The sequence below is a fragment of the Ruegeria sp. BF6 genome (genome assembly GCF_056538665.1).
The window spans coordinates 734,568-753,279 of record NZ_JBQFTN010000001.1; the positions used below are offsets into that span (position 1 = coordinate 734,568).

General features: G+C 57.2%; 16 protein-coding genes and 1 tRNA gene. 1 reads left to right on the top strand and 16 read right to left on the bottom strand.

Annotated elements, in window-relative coordinates:
* Positions 1 to 2: 2 nt before the first annotated feature.
* From ACR0IM_RS03730 to gcvA, 6 genes are all read right to left on the bottom strand, one after another.
* Positions 3 to 614, bottom strand: coding sequence for a YrbL family protein (locus ACR0IM_RS03730; RefSeq protein WP_480640548.1), 612 nt, complete (start codon positions 612 to 614; stop codon positions 3 to 5).
* A gap of 139 nt (positions 615 to 753) precedes the next feature.
* Positions 754 to 2,163, bottom strand: coding sequence for a hypothetical protein (locus ACR0IM_RS03735; RefSeq protein ID WP_480640549.1), 1,410 nt, complete (start codon positions 2,161 to 2,163; stop codon positions 754 to 756).
* Entirely contained in the window at positions 2,160 to 2,906 is a 747-nt protein-coding gene (locus tag ACR0IM_RS03740; protein ID WP_480680863.1) for a methyltransferase domain-containing protein, read from the bottom strand. The genes ACR0IM_RS03735 and ACR0IM_RS03740 overlap by 4 nt, the downstream gene beginning before the upstream one ends.
* A gap of 9 nt (positions 2,907 to 2,915) precedes the next feature.
* Positions 2,916 to 3,302 (bottom strand): GtrA family protein, encoded by a 387-nt coding sequence (locus ACR0IM_RS03745; protein ID WP_480640550.1) that lies wholly within the window; start codon positions 3,300 to 3,302, stop codon positions 2,916 to 2,918.
* Complete coding sequence (locus ACR0IM_RS03750) at positions 3,299 to 4,258, bottom strand: glycosyltransferase family 2 protein (protein WP_480680864.1); 960 nt, start codon at positions 4,256 to 4,258, stop codon at positions 3,299 to 3,301. Before ACR0IM_RS03750 ends, ACR0IM_RS03745 begins: the two co-directional genes overlap by 4 nt.
* 318 nt (positions 4,259 to 4,576) lie before the next feature.
* Positions 4,577 to 5,449: a transcriptional regulator GcvA gene (gene gcvA / locus ACR0IM_RS03755; protein WP_480590562.1), complete on the bottom strand. Its 873-nt coding sequence runs from the start codon at positions 5,447 to 5,449 to the stop codon at positions 4,577 to 4,579.
* Between the two features lie 123 nt (positions 5,450 to 5,572).
* Here gcvA and ACR0IM_RS03760 point away from each other — a divergent pair, with 123 nt between their 5' ends.
* The gene (locus ACR0IM_RS03760) at positions 5,573 to 6,280 is read left to right on the top strand and encodes an SDR family oxidoreductase (RefSeq protein WP_480680865.1); all 708 of its coding nucleotides are present in this window, start codon (positions 5,573 to 5,575) and stop codon (positions 6,278 to 6,280) included.
* Between the two features lie 166 nt (positions 6,281 to 6,446).
* Here ACR0IM_RS03760 and ACR0IM_RS03765 read toward each other — a convergent pair whose 3' ends face one another.
* The 10 genes from ACR0IM_RS03765 to ACR0IM_RS03810 form a co-directional block, all read right to left on the bottom strand.
* Entirely contained in the window at positions 6,447 to 7,217 is a 771-nt protein-coding gene (locus ACR0IM_RS03765) for a sulfotransferase family 2 domain-containing protein (RefSeq protein ID WP_480680866.1), read from the bottom strand.
* Positions 7,218 to 7,491: 274 nt separating this feature from the next.
* Positions 7,492 to 7,581, bottom strand: a tRNA-Ser gene (locus tag ACR0IM_RS03770).
* Positions 7,582 to 7,671: 90 nt separating this feature from the next.
* Positions 7,672 to 10,113, bottom strand: coding sequence for a DUF3772 domain-containing protein (locus tag ACR0IM_RS03775; protein WP_480640554.1), 2,442 nt, complete (start codon positions 10,111 to 10,113; stop codon positions 7,672 to 7,674).
* Positions 10,113 to 11,147, bottom strand: a complete 1,035-nt coding sequence (locus ACR0IM_RS03780) for a cysteine synthase A (RefSeq protein WP_480589858.1) — start codon at positions 11,145 to 11,147, stop codon at positions 10,113 to 10,115. The genes ACR0IM_RS03775 and ACR0IM_RS03780 overlap by 1 nt, the downstream gene beginning before the upstream one ends.
* A gap of 69 nt (positions 11,148 to 11,216) precedes the next feature.
* Positions 11,217 to 12,323, bottom strand: coding sequence for an NUDIX domain-containing protein (locus tag ACR0IM_RS03785; protein WP_480681435.1), 1,107 nt, complete (start codon positions 12,321 to 12,323; stop codon positions 11,217 to 11,219).
* 40 nt (positions 12,324 to 12,363) lie between these two features.
* Positions 12,364 to 12,804: a TrgA family protein gene (locus ACR0IM_RS03790; protein ID WP_480589856.1), complete on the bottom strand. Its 441-nt coding sequence runs from the start codon at positions 12,802 to 12,804 to the stop codon at positions 12,364 to 12,366.
* A 16-nt stretch (positions 12,805 to 12,820) separates the two neighbouring features.
* Positions 12,821 to 14,029 carry a class I SAM-dependent methyltransferase gene (locus tag ACR0IM_RS03795; RefSeq protein WP_480589854.1) on the bottom strand — a complete coding sequence of 403 codons (1,209 nt, stop codon included), beginning with the start codon at positions 14,027 to 14,029 and terminating at the stop codon, positions 12,821 to 12,823.
* Positions 14,030 to 14,098: 69 nt separating this feature from the next.
* Positions 14,099 to 15,523, bottom strand: a complete 1,425-nt coding sequence (locus ACR0IM_RS03800; RefSeq protein WP_480680867.1) for a cryptochrome/photolyase family protein — start codon at positions 15,521 to 15,523, stop codon at positions 14,099 to 14,101.
* A 48-nt stretch (positions 15,524 to 15,571) separates the two neighbouring features.
* Entirely contained in the window at positions 15,572 to 16,798 is a 1,227-nt protein-coding gene (locus ACR0IM_RS03805; protein ID WP_480680868.1) for an aminotransferase class V-fold PLP-dependent enzyme, read from the bottom strand.
* Between the two features lie 255 nt (positions 16,799 to 17,053).
* On the bottom strand, positions 17,054 to 18,640 hold the full coding sequence (locus ACR0IM_RS03810) for a BCCT family transporter (protein ID WP_480680869.1): 1,587 nt from the start codon (positions 18,638 to 18,640) through the stop codon (positions 17,054 to 17,056).
* Positions 18,641 to 18,712: the final 72 nt, after the last annotated feature.

The following is an 18,712-nucleotide window of genomic DNA, read 5'->3' on the forward strand; positions in this document are numbered from 1 at the left end:
TGTCATGGGACGTCCAGCCTGAACCCCTTGGTCATGCGCTCCCGGCGGCGTTGGATCGATTTGCGGAAAGCCCAATTGCTGAACAGGGCCAGCGGGAACATCACCCTTTCACCCAGACCGTCGATGATGACCAGTTTTCCACCACGCTCTTGCGCACGCACGATGTTTTCAAACCCCATATCGCCAACGACGATCTGGCCCCGTTCAAGATCGTCCAGCAACTCCATGAACTCTTGGTGCAACCGTTGACGCCCCGCCCGGTCTTTATTGAACTTCACCAGTTCAGATTGCAGAGTCGGCGCAAGTCCCCCGTCCGGTCCGGTCAGCTTTTCCACCGCGATAGCTGGCCCCAATGAAGTCGGAGCATAGCCCGCGAACCGCGCCAGACGTTCGATTTCAGGACACCCCCGGTTCAGCGCGGCGAGGTATTCATTCGCCTCGCGGTTCCATTGCCTGAGATTACCGTAGCGCCATTCCGAATAGCGCGGCAACGGGTGCTTGCGTTCCGGCTCATCAACGCGAACCTTCAACAACGCTCCCTCGATCTCAGGGTGCTGGAAAATCTTGTAATTGCGGCTTTCCCGTAAGGGAGTTAGGCCACTCAGGTCAATCATATTTACCGGGTCCTGTTAACCAAAAACGCACGCCTGTCAGGGCGATGGTTCTGAAATCAGCCCTCTACATAAATCGTTCTTAAATCCGTTACAATTGGCCTTTTACCGGCCCGACAAACGGGACGCTGATCGAACAGTTTCAGGAAACGGCGTCGGGCGCGGGCAACAGAATGAACACATCTTGTCCCTCGGGTTGGACGATCGGGACGTCTTCCGAACCTTTCGCGTCGAAAGGTGGCTCAACATCCATGCAACCCTTTGGCTTTTCGTCACAGAGGACCACCGTGGCCCCCGTCAGATAGGCCAGCCTGAGCCGCAACCCTCGGGTTTGCTGAATTGCCGCCTTCCGCGCACCGTGAATAGCCATGTAGTCGCCATAGACATATATGGTTTCAGTACCTTCCGGTACAGCGTTGGCCATTTCCTTGGTGGTGTACTGCCACGGCGGCAAAGCAAAGTACGAGGTCTTCGCAATCGCCAGCATGTTGAACAACAGCACGCACAGGATCGCGATGCGGGCAAGACTCAACCACCTGCCGCCGGACTTCGACAGATGAACAGCAACCGAGACAATACAGAACCCAAACAAAATCCACACCCAGCCCAGCGTTCGCAGCGGCACCTGAACGCCTGACATCAGGGCTTTGCCTACAAGCGGTGCCAGCCCCGCCAGAACGGCGGCAAGAACAGCAACGGCAACAAACCGGTTCCAAATGAACAAGGCCAGCCAAGCGGCCAGGAACATAAGCGGAATGACGACACCGTGCTTCGCGACGCCCCCACCCATCTGTTGGAGAGCTTTGTAGAGGTAATCCTTCTGTTTTTCGATGTTCGCCAGCAGATCGGCAAAGGAATGCACTTCGGTCGGTTCGCGCCATTGGGCGACCGGAATGCCGAAAACCCCGTGATAGATGTAGTTCAGCGAGTACACCGCCAAAACACCCAGGGCGAGGCTGACAACGAACACTCCCAGCGTGATCGCCATGCTTTTATAGGTTTTGGGCGCCTTGCGGGACAACAGAACCAGGGTAAGCAACAGAAACGGATAGGTCGTATAGGCCATAAAGGACAACGGCACTGCCACAACCAATAGAGCAAGCACCGTGCGATGCGGAAGAAAGACGACCGCCACCGCAAAAAGCGCGACCACCCAAACACCCGGCAACAGCGTATTGAACCAGAACGACATCAGATAGGCAGGGATCGAAAGAGCCACGAAAATGGCAAGAAACCCCTTGTACCAGCCATCAACTTCACGATCCAAAAGGCTCAGCGCTGTTGCGGCAGAAAAAAGCGACCATCCTGTCAGATAGAGGATAAAATGGACCGGTGATGGCAGGAAAACCGGGCGGAATTGCCACCAGTAGTTCAACCACCGCCCCTCATCCAACGTCTTCAACAACGCTGCCTTGCGCGTGCCAAGCAGCGCAGGAAAGTCATCATGCCGAACGAAAGGATCCTCGATCAACGGCAGATACACCAGGACCAGCAAAGAAAAGCACAGCACGAACAGACGTGCGAACTCATTCTCCAGGGGGCGGGTGTTCATTCCTTGCCCCCGTAGGAGCGTGCAATGATCGACGCCCGAGCCTGTGCGATCGCCGTGACTGTCGTGCGCGGTAGACGGCGTACGACCATCTTCCGCAGGTTCCAGCCAAATGAGCCCACTTCCTTGAGCGCTCCGTCGGCTTTGGTCTTCAGCACCTCGGACGGCAGCTTTGCTGCACCGGATTCGTTGGCGTAGAGCACCGAATTATAACGATACCAGGGCTCGATGCTGGTGTCGCCGAACAGCACCGGGCGCAGGCAGTCATAGGCCGTGTACCCACGGTCGGCGAACAGGTTCTGCCAGAATGAAAGCGGTTGCTCATTGATATGGAACTCGCCCCCCTGTCCCGGCACCGCTGCCGAAAACAACACCAGATCAGCATGAGTCGTCAGGCTTTGGACCAGACTGACCGAGGCCTCATTCGGCAGGTGCTCTCCAACTTCCAGCGACTGGGCCAGATCGAACCGCCGCCCAAGATCAATCGGCCGAACAAGGTCTTTACCGAAAAAAGAACCTGTGGGGATGGCCAGCCTTTCGCGGTCCACGTAGTCACCATCGACACCTGCGATATCGGTGCAGCCAGCCGCCGACCATTCCGACAGCCAGACCCCTCGACCGCATCCGAAATCGATAACGCTTTCCGGTTTGATCCACGCCTGAAGACAGCGGATAAGGCTGTTAGCGGAACGCCGCGCGCCCTGATCGATATAGTCAAAGAACTCGTTGGAATAGATATGCGACATGACTGATCTCTAGATTGAATTTCGCTCGCGATAGACCCAAAGGCGAAGGATCACAAAGTTGAGGATCGGCAGGACCACGACAACCGAGGCGGCCGAGACGGTCTCGGGCAACCCCATACGTGGCCCGATGATCCCGGTAATTGCCGAAGACACGACCAGCCCGACCCCGATCATGCAAAGGAAGCGCCCGAACTGTGCCGGGATCGCCAAAGGCTTGCCAAAGGTCCAGGCGGTCTGGCCGACATACTGGATCAGGATGGCAGATCCAAAGGCAATCAGGTTGGCGATCCAGGGTGAACCCAACAGGTGAAGCAACCCCAGATAAACCACCATGTAATAGGCAGCCACCCCGGTCCCGACGACCGCAAAACGAAATATGCGGCGGCGTTCGGTCATTGTTGTCTGGCTATGTGTTCTACGACGGGCTCGACCGCATCCCCGGCTTGCTCGTCGACAAAGAACAGCGGCCGGCCCTTGGCCTCGACATAAAGACGGCCCAGGTATTCCCCCATGATGCCAAGAGTCAGCAACTGAATGCCCGAGAAAAAGCTGATGATCAGAACGGTCGAGGCCCAACCGGCGACCGTATTGTACAGAATGAGTGATCCGAACACGTAGACGGCCATAAGGGCGGCAACAATGAGGGTCAGAAAGGCCATTCGCGTCGCGATCTGAAGCGGCTTGATCGAGAAGCTTGCCAACGCGTCAAAGGCGAACCGGATCATCTTGGAGAGCGGGTATTTGGTTTCGCCGGCCACACGCGGATCGCGGATATATTCGATGCCGATCTGCCGGAACCCGGCCCAGGCGAACATCCCACGGATGAAACGCGCGCGTTCAGGCATTTGCAGCACCGCGTCCAACGCCCGACGGGTGACCAGACGAAAATCGCCGGTATCGTTGGGAATCGGCACATCGGACAGCCTGTTCAGTACACGATAAAACCCGTGGGCTGTCACCTTCTTGAACCAGCTTTCACCCTTCCGTTCACTGCGGCGCCCGTAAACAACGTCATAGCCGCGATCCATCATCGCCATCATGTCCGACAACAACTCGGGCGGGTCCTGCAAATCGGCGTCGAGCATGAATATCCGCTCGCCCCTGGCTGCCATCAGACCCGCTGTCAGGGCTACCTGATGGCCGCGATTCATCGACAGTTTCAGACCACGGATCGCGGCGTGGTCCTTGCACTGCGCGCAGATCGCGTTCCACGTATCATCGGTCGATCCGTCATCGACCAGCACGATCTCGGAGTCGCCCTGCCAACCTTCGGTTGCAGCGATCAACCGTTCGACCAGCATGGGTATCGAGGCCTCCTCGTTCATGCAGGGGACGACAACGGACAATAACATTGAACCTCCGACCGAGTTTTTCGTCCGAATTCGCGCGATCAGATCGCATTTTTTTCGGAACTGGCTGCTCGTATTTTTTGTTTCACTTTTAGTTGCGGCTCTTGATATCCTAACAATCCGCTTTCGCTAATTGGTTGGCGCGAGATTTCGGGGGGTCGTTACCGTCGCGACACATAAACCCGGCCCGAAAACCTGCGATGAAGGTGACCGCACTTTATTCTGCCACAGTTTTGCACCGGGGATATGGCAGCAATAGGCCTTTCTTGCGTCATTGATCGGGTGTTCGCACATCGTGATGCCTGATTAATCCAAGGTGTGTCAGACCTGCGCACGCAGCCATGCACGTACGGCGGCAACGATCCGTAGATTTCTGGGGGCACGCGGGATAACGACGTGATACCCCTCCTGCACCTCGGTCGAAAACGAGACGGGCTGGCACAGTCGCTTTGCCCGGAGATCACCCTCAACAAATTCACGGTTGGCCAACGCCACACCCTGCCCGGCAATCGCGGCATCGATGGCCAGAGAGGTCTGGCTGAACACCATGGTTTTCAAACCGGCTGGCGGCACTTCGCCCAGTGCGGCCTCCAGAAACAGGGGCCACTGGCCATGCGTATCTTCCAGCAGGATATGGTCGAGCAAATCTGCGGGTGACCGGATTGGACTGCCTCCCGAAGCCAGATCGGGATGGCACACTGTAATCAGGTCGGCGGCAAACAAAGGCTCAGAGATCAGCCCCGGCCCAAACGGAGGCTTCCCTTGCCGCACCGCGATATCCACCCCATCCGTTTGAAAGTTTGCCAGCGCGTTTGACGCGTCCAGACGGAGCCGGATGTCCGGATGATCCTGCGAAAACGCTCCCAGTCTTGGCACCAGCCAGCGTGTAGCAAAAGATGGTGTCGTACTGATTGTAGCAACGGCGCTCTGCGGCGACAGATTGGCTGTTGCCTCGGTCATCACGTCAAAGGCCCGGCGGATCGGAGCAAGGTATTTCCGACCTTCATCCGTCAGGGATAAACCCCTGGGCTTTCGGTCGAAGAGTTTGATATTCAACAGTTCCTCTAACGACCGAACATGTTGAGCAACAGCACCCTGCGTGACGCCAAGCTCCTCGGCAGCACGGCTGAAATTCAGATGGCGCCCAGAGGCCTCAAAAGCCTTGAGCGCATTCAAGGGCGGTAATTTGCGCACTACCCGAACATCCTATTCAATAGATTTTCTACAGGATTAAGGCAGAATTACTGATTGGTCAAACGTCGCGCCTCACACCATGTTGGTTCCTGAGCATTTGCATTAATCGAACGGAGGTGAAACATGTCTGAGAGGAAAGTCGCGATCATCATGGGCGGCGGTAGCGGCATGGGGGCGGAAAGCGCGCAGCGACTGGCGGCCGAAGAGTTCAACGTCGCGATCCTGTCGTCCTCAGGAAAAGGAGAAGCCCTGGCTGCCAATCTTGGTGGCATTGGCGTAACCGGCACCAACCGGTCCAGCGCAGATATGCAAATACTGGTGGATGCGGTCCTGGACAAATGGGGCCGCGTGGATGTGTTGGTAAACTCGGCCGGGCACGGTCCCCGCGCGCCGGTTCTGGAAATCAGCGACGAAGATTGGCACGAGGGGATGGAGGTCTATTTCCTGAACGCCGTACGCGCCACGCGGATCGTTGCGCCCATCATGATTGGTCAGAAATCCGGCGCGATCATCAACATCTCTACCTTCGCCGCGTTCGAGCCGGACCCGGTCTTCCCAACCTCGGGCGTGATGCGCGCGGGACTTGCAGCCTATACCAAGCTGTTTGCCGACAAATACGCCCCCGACAACGTGCGGATGAACAATGTGCTTCCGGGTTTCATCGACAGTCTGCCCGAAAACCCGGAATGGAAGGCCCGCATCCCGATGGAGCGCTATGGCAAGGCCTATGACGAGATCGCCGCCACCGTCGCCTTTCTTGCCTCGGAGGGTGGCGGATACATCACCGGCCAAAACATCCGCGTCGACGGAGGCATCACACGATCAGTCTGACGTCGGCCACGCTAGCGCAATGAAATGGGTGGGATGGCAGTACAGTCAGACAAATTACAACCAGTCTCAGGGGAAACGATCAGCCGTTCTTTCTTTTAACCTCAACAGGTCAGATATTTCTCGACGTTTTTCTCCGAACTCGCTGGCAAATGCCCAAAAGGGTAACTCAGCCGGCAAAGCGCTTCTGGAACCGCGACCATAGTGTCGATTTCACCGGGTCGAGATCAACCTTTCCACCTGCCCTCTCATACAATTCACGGTCAGCACAGTGCCTTTCGACCAGTTTGGCATGTGTAGCCCTCGAAAGGTCTTGTTTTGTCTTAAGGCGCTGGTCACCCACTAAGTCTGATGTCCGATTCCTAATCTCCGTTTCCACGGGAGGACATCCAAATTCCTTTTCAAGAACGCTCGAGACTCCGTGGATTGAGTTTTCAATCGGAAACACCGTGAATCTCTTCAACATATTGTCAATGCTCACCCACGGGTCATCCATTAGATATCTTGACTGGAAGTTTTCCGGCACGTCCAACGCAAATTCATCCAGAGACTGTGTGACTTCATATGAAGTGCCCTTCAGGTGCGGGTTTAACAACTGATAGTTGTAGTTACTGACAATTCTTGCAACGGGCTCTCTGACGCTTGCAGCCATCAGGACTTTCCCACCGTAAAATAGCTTTCTGGCGGTACGATTTCTAAGGAACACACCAATAGGAAGGTGTCCGACAATCGCTTTGTACCTTCTTAGCTCTTGGGGTTCTAAATCCGCAAAATCTAACGGCGAAACATCAGCACCGAATGCAGGATCCCATACCTTTAGGCAATTCTCCCAACCAAAGGCCTGCTGGATCAAATTGCATATCGTTTGACCTCCAGTCTTTTGGATGTGGCAAAAGAACAAAACTCGGTCTTCCAAAGTAGCCTCCTCGACTGTGGCCACGCGTGTTACGTTGCAAAGGCTCAACAGTCAATCATCGCTCGCAACCAAGTCTAAGCTATTTCCGAACATCCACTTTGCGTGCAAATCCAGTCAGCACTTTCACATTATTTCTCGGGAGCGCCCCAAGCCCACTCACTCAGGTGAGATGGAAGTCAAAAGACCGGGTTTACCGTTCGTAGTACAGATGTCTGCAATGTAGTCAGCCAACCGAAAGCAACTGTTATGGCGAGATAGAATCGACCACAATAATGGCAGGGACCTCAGCTGGGGTTTGTGGCGGAGAGACAGGGATTCGAACCCTGGAGACGGTTTCCCGCCTACACACTTTCCAGGCGTGCGCCTTCGACCACTCGGCCACCTCTCCGTGGGCGCGATATTTGGACCATCGCCGGGGGATTTGCAAGGGGCGATTAAAGCGAAAATTCAACCTTCCGCACATCCGCCACACACGCGGTTAAACCTCGTCGCCGTCCCCGTCGCTCAGATCGGCCTCGGTCATCTCGACGGGTGCTGAGGATGGCGGATTTGAAGACGGTTTCGCCGTGTCGCTCTCTGGTTTCTGCTGCAGTACCGATGGTTTACCCTCCAAGGCCTCAGGGTTGCGCAGCCAGACATCGCGCTGCGCGAACGGGATCTCGATCCCTTCCTCGACAAAGCGGCGATTGATCTCGTGGTTCATGTCGGACTTCACCGACAGCACCCAGTTCACGTCACGCAGAATGGCGCGAATCTCGAAGTCCAGTGAATCTGCACCGAAGCCCTGAAACACCACGCTGGGAGCCGGATGCGCCAGCACCATCGGGTGCGAATTCGCTACCTCCCCTAGGATTTTCTCTACCATGCGGGTGTCGGTACCATAGGCCACTCCCACCGGCACGATGACCCGCCCAATGGTGTTGCCGCGGGTGTAGTTCGTGACTACGCCGCTGATCAGGTCCGAGTTCGGGACGATCACGTCGGTCCGGTCAAACGTCTCAATCCGCGTAGAGCGCACCGAGATGTCGCGCACATAGCCCATCATCCCGTTCACATCGATCCAGTCCCCTTTCGAGATCGGACGTTCGACCAACAAGATAATGCCCGAGACGAAATTTGATACGATGGTCTGCAGGCCGAAACCGATACCAACCGACAGCGCACCGGCGACGATGGCCAGCGACGACAGGTCGAACCCGGCCACCATGATGGCGACCAGCGCCGCAAGGAATATCCCGACATAACCGGTGCCCGCCGCAATTGCGTTCTGCCCGCCCGGATCGATGCTGGTTTTCGGCAGCAGCGAATTGCGAAGGCCGCTTTGCAGCAACCGTGTCAAGCCAAAGCCGATGGCGAACACCACCAGGAAGGTAAAGAAGTTGCTGGGTGAAATCGTGACGCCACCGATGTCAAACCCTAGCAGCAGTCGAGACCAGACTTCGAGCAGGTCGGTTCGCCGCGCGCCCCAGTACAGCGCCAGAATCGGCAGGGTCAGGATGGCGATGGCAAAGCCGGCCAACACTGAAAACAGCGAGTCCCGCGCGGACTCACCCTGCCCGCTCAGCCAACCATAAACCGAGGTCAGGAATCGGTGGAAGATCGCCAGCGCCGCAAAAAGCACCAGCGTTTTCACCGCCGGGAAGACAATCGCCTCGGCCGCATTGGTATAGCCGACGAGCGCCAGAATCGGGCTTGCCATCCCCAGCAGGAATAGAGCGCGGCGCAGAAACTCGATGATCTGAGTAAGACCGGCACCGCGTGGCGTTTCACTAGCTTCGGCGTCGTCCTCCGCCGGCCTGCTGGTTCGGATACGGCGGATACGCAGCAGGATCATAGCGGTGCCAAAAACCACCGGAAAGCTGATGACTGCCCGAGTTGCGTCTGAAATGTTCTCGATCTGATCGAACAACAGCCCGAATTCATATGCGATCAAAAAGATCGCCAGAATATCAAGATACACCCGCAGCTCGGTGACATTCTTGCGGGACAGGCGATTGAAGTTCTGCGCCGCCTGCGCCAGATACAGCTGACGTCCGATCCAGTCATAGTAAAAGATAAGGGCGGCCCAATATGGCACGTTCTGGATCAGCAATGTGCCGCGCAGCCCCAGAAGACCGGTCATGATGATCGCCTGAACCAGCAGCCAAACACCCAGCCATGGCAGCAGTATGCGCAGCAGCGAAACCAGAAACGACCAGACGCCGATACCGCGCCCGCCAAGGCTGCGCATGTATTCACCCGCGGCCTCGGACCAGTAGCGCCCGTAATACAGCAACACAGCCGCAGCGAGGGTCAGGAACAGGATACCCAGACCGCGATCCCGCAGACGGTCCTGTACGATATTGGCCTTCAGGTTTTGTACCGACTCACCAATCAGGCCGCGTACGGATTCGACAATGTCGGTCCAGGCCGGACCCCAATAAACCGGGTTGATCGGAGATGGTCCGCGTTCTAGCAGCTCTTTTTTCTGCCTGTCGCGCAACAACCGGTCGATCTCGCTGATCAGACCGTTGGCGCGGCTGAAGGCCTCTTCCGAGATGATCCGCGGAACCTGCAGGCTGGTCAGTTGATCCTCAAGGTGGGCCCGCAATTTGGCGATTTCTTCGGGCTCGGTCGCGTCGCCTTCGGGCGCGGGTCCAAGCGCCTTGATCTGGGCATCCAGCGTCTGGATGCGATCCGTATTGGCACTGCGCGCCTGGTTAAAACGTTCACGATAGTTGTGGATTTCGGACCGCAGGTTCTCCAGCGCCGCGTTCGACGTTCTGTCGGCTTCGATCTCGGTCTCGGCACGGTCCGCCGTTGCCAGCCAATTCTGGTAGAACTCGCTTTGCTGATCGGTCAGCTCGGCTGCCACTGGGCCGCCCAGCATGGCAAAGCAAACCAGAAAAAGCGCTAGAAACAGGCGGACCTGCCGCAGCATCATACGTCCTCGAACACGCCGGGGATGCTGCGTGGGGCTTCGGTCATCCAGTCCGGCACCGGCAGCTCTTTTTCACGCAGGAATTCAGGGTTGAACAGTTTCGACTGGTAGCGCGTGCCATAGTCACACAGGATCGTCACGATGGTATGACCCGGCCCCAGATCCTTGGCCAGACGCACGGCACCGGCCATGTTGATTGCAGTCGAGCCACCCATGACCAGACCTTCTTCGCGCAGCAGGTCAAAGATGTAAGGCAACGCCTCGTTGTCAGTCATCTGATAGGCATAGTCGGGCTTGAACCCTTCGAGGTTCCTGGTGATCCGCACCTGTCCGATACCTTCAGCGATCGAGCTGCCCTCCATCGCGATCTCACCGGTGGTGTAGTAGGAATAGAGCCCCGCCCCCATCGGATCGACCAAAGCGATCTTCACGCCTTTGGGCTGCAGCGCGTCGGCCACACCGGCCAGCGTACCGCCCGAGCCGACCGCGCTGACAAAGCCATCCACTTTGCCGTCTGTCTGTTCCCAAATCTCCGGACCGGTGGTTTCGACATGGGCCTGACGATTGGCAACGTTGTCGAACTGGTTTGCCCAGATCGCACCATTGGGTTCTGTCTGCGCCAGTTCCTCGGCCAGGCGACGCGAGTAATGCACAAAGTTATTCGGGTTTCGGTACGGAGCGGCCGGAACCTGCACCAGCTGGGCGCCCGCCAGTCGCAGCATGTCTTTCTTTTCTTCCGACTGGGTTTCCGGGATCACGATCACCGTCTTGAACCCCATCGACGCGCCGACCAGCGCCAGACCGATTCCGGTGTTACCCGCTGTACCTTCGACAATTGTTCCGCCGGGTTTCAGCTCACCCCGCGCGACAGCGTCACGGATGATGTAAAGCGCCGCGCGATCCTTGACCGACTGACCCGGGTTCATGAACTCGGCCTTGCCGAGTATTTCGCACCCGGTCTCTTCACTGATGCGCTTCAGCCGGATCAGCGGTGTTTTCCCGACTGCGTCGGCAAGGTCTCGTGCAATGCGCATGGCGCCCTCATATCATTACGTATCAACGAAGATTTACAGATGCCGTGCGACAACCACAAGCGGCGATCCTCACCCCCGCAGACGGTCACGATGCCGGGCCAACCAGTTGGCCAGCGACAGCAGAGGTAAATCCTTGAATTCGTTGCTGTCTACCTTCTGCATAAAGGTGTCATAGGGCAGGATTTGCGTGCGAATATCCTCGCCTTCGGATTCCAGCCCGCCGTTGTCGATGGTCCGGGTCAGATCACCCAGTCCAACATAGAGGTAGATATACTCGGTCGACGACCCGCTTGAGGAATAGGCCCCACCTGCGTATTCCAACGCGTCCAGTGTGACCTGCGCCTCTTCCTGCGCTTCACGGTATGCAGCCTGTTCCGGGGACTCTCCGGGGTCGATCATGCCAGCAACCGGTTCCCACATCCACGGCTCGGGGTCGTCGATCAGAAAAACCGGCGCTCGGAATTGCTCGACCAGCAGAACAGTATCACGGACCGGGTCATAGGGCAGCACGACCACGGCGGCCCCTTGCATCAGTCCGCTTCGGTGCAGAACCGGCCCCATGGTCCCGTCATGCTGACGGTGCTGAACCTCCAGTTCTTCGATGCCGAAATAGTTTACATAGGCGCGCTTGTGGCTTTGCACGATAACGTCCATGGCCGTGTCGCGCGGATCACCTGTCCGACGCTTACGCGCAGCCAGTCTGGCCCATGCGCGGGTACGAATAGGCGCGAAATTGCGAGCAATCGTTGCCGCATCGACCCTGCCGTAATAGGCAAGCTCTTCCTGTGCGGCCAGCAGAGTCACTTCGGACCATTCATCGACCCAACCCTGAAGTGACCACGGCCCCTCCGGGGTCCAGAGACCCGGCTCGGGAAAGAACACGCTGGTACCAGCCTTTGATCCGTCCGCAAGCAGGACATTTTGCGGACTGAGATCATAGTCAAACCCGCCTTCGTAGTAGGCCAGCCTGTTCAGGTCCTCTTGGGTAAATCCCTGCACGAGCAGACCTTCGGCCTCGCTGCCTTTCTGCGGCAAGATCATCGGAAAAGCCTGCCCAGCAACGGCGTAAACTGCGTGATCTGGCAGGCTGGCCTGCGACACCGTCAATTGCGACAAAGGGCGGCCAATCACAAGCTCAAGCAGCGGCCGATGCCTGAGCGTGCCATAAAAAAACATATCGGACACTGGATTGAAACTCGCGCTGAAATCCGGAGGATTATCGCCAGCGGCGGCTGGCTTCTTCGGTTGCAAGACCGGCGATAAGTGCTCCGATCAGCAAAGTCCACAGAATTTCCGGCGCCAGCAGAAACTGGCTGTATTCGATCCCGTTTTTGAAAATACCGATCAGGGCATCGAACGGCCCATCATACCGATGGCGCATGGCCAGGCGGAACATCTCATTGCAGCCCTGTACAAATAGACCCCAGAATACTAGTGCGGCAATGCCCGTCAGCCCGTTATTGACCGCACCGGTCCAGCCCCTGCCAACGCGCTTTCCCATGATCATCCAGCCACACACCAACCCAATGATCATGTTGACTGTCGTGAACGCGCCATAATCCTTACCCTCTTCGCCGTTGTCGATGATCATGCCTGAAACGATAAAGGCCACCACCAACAGGCAAATTGCAGCAACGAGACGCGGAGCACTAGGCATTCGGTATTTCCGTTTGTTAACTGGGTTTTGCTATAGTGATCTGTGTCACATCGCAGTTACCAGTGTCAAAGGCTGCGCCGCATGCGGTCAAATAATAATTCCACATGCGGCGGAAACGCTCATCAAACCCCATTTCGGCAATTTCGTCCCATTTTTCGTTAAACGTATCGTACCAACGGCGCAGCGTCAGATCATAGCTTTTGCCAAATTCCCGAGATTTCACCACGTTCAACCCCGCCTCCGAGACCTGCTCTTTCAGGATTGAAGGTGTCGGAAGCATTCCACCCGGAAAGATATATTTCTGAATAAAATCAACGCCATTCTTGTAAATGTCCCAACGGTGATCTGCAACGGTGATGATCTGTAACGTCGCATGTGCACCGGGTTTCAGACGCTCGCGCACGGTTTCGAAATAAACCGGCCAGTATTTTCGTCCGACGGCTTCGAACATCTCGATCGAGGCGATCCCGTCATATTGGCCCTGCTCATCGCGGTAATCCTGCAACTTGAGTTCAACAAGGTCGGAAAGTCCCGCTTTTTCAATGCGCTGTCGCGCAAAGTTCAACTGTTCCTGGCTGATCGTCAAACCTGTGACCCGAAGGCCACGTTCTTTCGCGGCATATTCGGCGAAACCACCCCAGCCGCAGCCGATCTCAAGGATGTGATCGCCGGGCTTTGCGCCCATTTCATCGACGAGGCTGGCGTATTTCGCAGTTTGCGCCTTTTCCAGACTTTCCTGCCCTGTCTCGAACAACGCGCTGGAATAGGTCATCGTCTCATCCAGCCACAAACCGTAGAAGTCATTCCCCAAGTCGTAATGATAAGAGATGTTCTTCTTGGCCTGTCGACGATGGTTCCGATGCAGCCAGAAACGCAGCCGTTCGTAAGCCTGCACCAGGAACTTACCGGTGAAATCGTCATATACAGTCTCGGTGCCCAGATGCACCAGATCCATGAAGGATCGCAGATCCGGGGTGCTCCAGTCGCCTTCCAAGTAGGCGTCGGAAAAGCCCAGTTCTCCTTCGCGGATCAGTCGAGCGAAAACGTCCGGGTCGTGGATATCAACCCGAGCGACCGGCCCGGGTTTGGACCCTTCGGACCGAAAAATTCGGCCGTCGGGCAACGCAATATCCATCCGACCGGACTCCATCCGGTTCAGCATCTTGAAAACTTGACCAAAGTACCTGGGCAGGTCTTTCTGCCCTTCCGTTGTCGTTAGGATCATCCGCTCTCCCCTGTGCGGCCTTGGTTCAAAGCTAGGTCGAGTTTGTGTTTATGGCAAGTTTTCAGTTCCTTACCCGGTTTTTCGGCCATCATAGGCCGCCAAAGCCCGCGCCCGGCCAACGGCAAGATCGACTATCGGCTCCGGGTATTCAGATGTGGGATCAAGCGCCCATGAGCGTGGCACCGCTTTAAAGTACGACAGTGCACTAGCCGAGGGCGTAGCCTGCCCTTCGGCAATCCACCGTTTCAAATAGGCTCCGTCAGGGTCGAATTTTTCCTGTTGAGTCTGCGGGTTAAATATCCGGAAGAACGGCGCGGCATCAGGCCCCGAGCCTGCAACCCACTGCCACCCCATCGCATTTGACGCTGGGTCCCAATCGATCAGACACTCAGCAAACCAGTCCATGCCGATTTTCCAGTGCGTCATCAAATGCTTGGTCAGATAGCTGGCCACGATCATGCGGGCCCGGTTATGCATGCGACCGGTCACATACATCTGCCGCAAGCCGGCATCCACCGCCGGAACGCCGGTGCGACCCCGTTGCCACGCGACGACTTCGGGGCGGCCTGCATCCGTATTCCACGGGAAAGCGTCCCATTCCTGTTTCCAGTTTTTGGTCAGCAAGTGCGGTGCGTGGAACATCAGATGATAGGCAAACTCGCGCCAGACCAGTTGGCGCAGGAAGGCCTCGGTGCCCTGCGCACCCGTCATTGCCGCACGCTGGACCGCATGCCAGACGCTGCGCGGACCGATCTCGCCCAAGGACAGATATTCGGACAAATCCGATGTGCCATCCAAATCCAGACGATCCCGATCTGCTGAATAGCCTGAGATTCGGTCCAAAAACCCGTGCAGAGCCTCAAAAGCCGCATTTTCACCAGGCCGCACATATGCGGCAACAATTTCTGCCCCGCGATTCATTTCCCGACCCAATTTCCATGCGGCCAGATCATCGGACCATGGCCATTTCCGAGGCGCCGGGATCGCCAAAGGCGCAGCCTCGGGAGCGGCAACGTCCCGCCTCTGAACGGCCCGCCACATCGGAGTGAAAACCCGGAAGGGCTGACCGGTCTTGGTGGCCACGGTCCACGGCTCGAACAACAAATGGCCCGCAAAGGACGTGGCCTCGATACCCGGCCCATTCAGAGCCGATTTGATACGGGTGTCGCGGGCAATTGCGTCCGGATCATAGGTCCGGGACCAGTAAACAGCGGTCGCCCCAGTTTCCTCGATCAGGTTCAGCAATTCAATCAAAGCGTCCCCGCGCCGCAGGATCAGGCGACTGCCAGCCTTTCCAAGGGACTGGGCCAAGACCTCGAGCCCAAGCCCAAGACGCCATTTTGGTGCCGCGCCCAATGCCTCGACAAGGTCGTCCAGAATAAAGACCGGAATGACAGGACGCCCAGTTCGAACCGCAGCACTTAGCGCGGGATGGTCCGACAGGCGCAAGTCCCGCCGGAACCACATGATGATCGGAGATTGAGTGTTTTTCATATCTGCCCGGTTGTTTTCTTCGCATTACGAAGCCGAACGGAAACCGGATCACAAAACAGCGTCAAGTGCGTTCAATAACTGATCAATTTCCTGTTGAGAGGTATAGTGCGTAAAGCTGACCCTCAGCACACCTTGAGTCGCATCCACTCCCATCGCCTGCAGCGGGCGCACGGCGTAGAAATCACCGCCACCCGCCATGACCCCGTGATTTGCGAGATCGGCCGCGACGGCTTCGGCGTTCCGGTTCAGGGCCAGTGCAACGGTTGGCGCGCGGCGTGTTGCGTCCGATGTCCCTATCAGTCGAACAGTATTGCGATCCTTGACCGCGTCCAGAACCGGTTGCAGCAAGGCCACTTCCTGACTGCGCATCAGGTCATGCACGAACGCTCCGCGTTGGGTTGCACCCCCGACGGGTCCATTGTGGTGATCACACAGCAGATCGACATAGTCCGCCATACCCGCGCTGGCCGCGATCTGCGCGTGATCGGGTCCTGCCGGTGTGAACCGCTTGTAAAGCACATCGCCGTTGAAAAAATGCGCCTGATTGGGCAGCAATTCCCCAAGAGATCGTCGGATCACCATGCAGCCCTGATGCGGGCCATAAGTTTTGTAGGCCGAGAACAGGTAGATATCCGGCCCCAGGTCACCGACATTCGGAAACCCATGCGGCGCGTAGGACACGCCGTCCACGCAGACAAACGCCCCCGCCGCGTGGGCAATGGCAGTGATGTCCGTGACCGGGTTGATCTCTCCAATCACGTTTGAGCAATGCGGGAAACAAACCAGCCGGACTTTTTCATCCAATAGGTTTTCAAGGTCCTGCGGGTTCAGCGATCCGGTTTCCGGGTCAATCTGCCATTCGCGGATTTCGATCCCGTCCTCGGCGAGACGCCGCCATGGTCCGGAATTGGCCTCGTGATCCTGATTGGTCACCACGATGGCTTCACCGGGTTGCATCCACTGCCTAAACGCCTGCGCAAGCACATAGGTGTTTTGCGTTGTAGAAGGCCCAAAGCTTAACTCATCAGCATCCACACCCAAAACCGCAGCCATGCGGGTGCGGGCATCATCCATCTCTTCTCCGGCCAAACGACTGGCGTCATAGGGGCCATAGGGCTGCACCTTGCGCTGTGTGTAATAGCGCGTAAGCCTGTCCAGTACAGGCTTGCAGGTGTACGACCCGCCCGCATTTTCAAAGAACGCCTGTCCTTGCAGACTGGGCTCGGAAAAAGCCGGGAACTGAGCCCGAACGAAATTGATATCCAGAGTGCTCATGGCACACCTCTCCTCATTCATGCAGCTTGTTCCGATACGATGCCCGCGCATGATTTCGGACAACTCGGAAATCACGGCAGGTCTTCCAGCCCAACCACAGCCCCGGTTGAAACCAAAGACATGGGCAGTCTTTCCGGGCAGAACGGGCTACCCTAAGGACGCGGATACTTAGACAAGGACGAGGATATCGGTCAACCCGGCCCGAAAGAAAAAAGCCCCGACGCATGGCCGGGGCTTTTCGTGATAAGGCTTAACTCAGCGGCGGCGCTTTTCGTTCGCCAGACCGATGAAGATCGATACGCACATAAGCACCAGCACGATCGCAAACGGAAAGCCGGTTGCAATCGCGGCGGCCTGCAAGGCGCCAAGCCCGCCGCCCAGCAACAGCACGACAGCAATCGCGCCCTCAAGGATGCACCAGAACACGCGCTGCGCCGTCGGGGCATCGGTTTTGCCGCCTGCTGTGATCGTATCGATAACCAGCGAACCCGAGTCCGAGCTGGTGACAAAGAACACGACAACCAGGATGATGCCGACAAACGAAAGCAGGCCGGTCATCGGGAAGGCTTCGAACATCTTGAACATCTTCAGCTCAAGCGCTGCGTCCGACAGGCCCTGCGCTGAACCGGACATCACCTGATCCAGCGCCGCGCCACCGAATACGCTCATCCACAGCGCGCCGACTACTGTTGGGATCAGGATCACGCAGGTCACGAATTCGCGAACGGTCCGGCCACGCGAAATGCGGGCGATGAACATGCCAACAAAAGGCGACCAGGAAATCCACCACGCCCAATAGAAGGTGGTCCAGCCCTGCATGAAGTTGGTGTCTTCGCGACCGACCCAGTTAGACAGAGCGGGCAACGCAATGAAGTACTCGATCATGCTGTCGAAAAAGCCGGTCAGAATTGCGACGGTCGGGCCGACGATCAGCACCAGCAACAGCAGAGCCGCGGCCAGGATCATGTTGGCCTCGGACAGACGCTTGACCCCCTTGTCGAGGCCGGCAACAACCGAGATCAGAGCAAATACCGTGATCAGCCCGATCAACAGCACTTTCATGCCATCGGTAATCGGAACGTCGAACAGATAGTTCAGACCGGCCAGCGCCTGCGTCGCACCCAGACCCAGCGAGGTCGCCAGACCGAAGATGGTGGCAAATACCGCCAGAACGTCAATGATGTGCCCCAGCGGACCCCAGGTCGCCTCGCCAAACAGCGGGTAGAACACCGAACGCATGGTCAGCGGCAGACCCCGGTTAAAGCTGAAAAAGGCCAGCGCCAGCGCCACGACGGCATAAACGGCCCAGGGGTGCATACCCCAATGGAATATGGTCGCAGCCATCGCCAGCTTTTTCGAGGCTTCCGGGTCTTCCAGCCCTGCCCCCAACGGCGCCCAGTCGGTGCGCAACCCTTCTTCACCGACGGCAACACCGCCAATCGATGACCCATAGTGCGAGATCGGCTCGGCCACGCCCCAGAAAACCAAGCCGATGCCCATGCCCGCAGCAAACAGCATCGAGAACCAACCGGCATAGCTGTAGTCCGGTTTGGCATCGTCGCCACCCAGGCGGATCGAGCCAAAAGGCGTGACGATCAGCAGCAGCGAAAACGCCACAAAGATGTTGGCCGCGATCATGAACACCCAGTCGAACTGGCTGGTCAGTGCCGGACGAAGCCACCCAAAGAATTCGCTCGCCTGCTCGCGGAACACGAGCGAGAAAAACACGAATGCAATGATGGTAAGCCCTGAAACGGCAAAAACAGGATTGTGAACGTCCAGTCCCATGATTTGGACGTTATCCTGACCGGCTTCATAGTCGGTCTCCGAGTTTTCGGACATAGTTCCTCTTCCTTCCTTCTTCGATGCTCAGGACATTCAATATCCCTTGCCGAAGAGGGTTGGCTGAGAAGA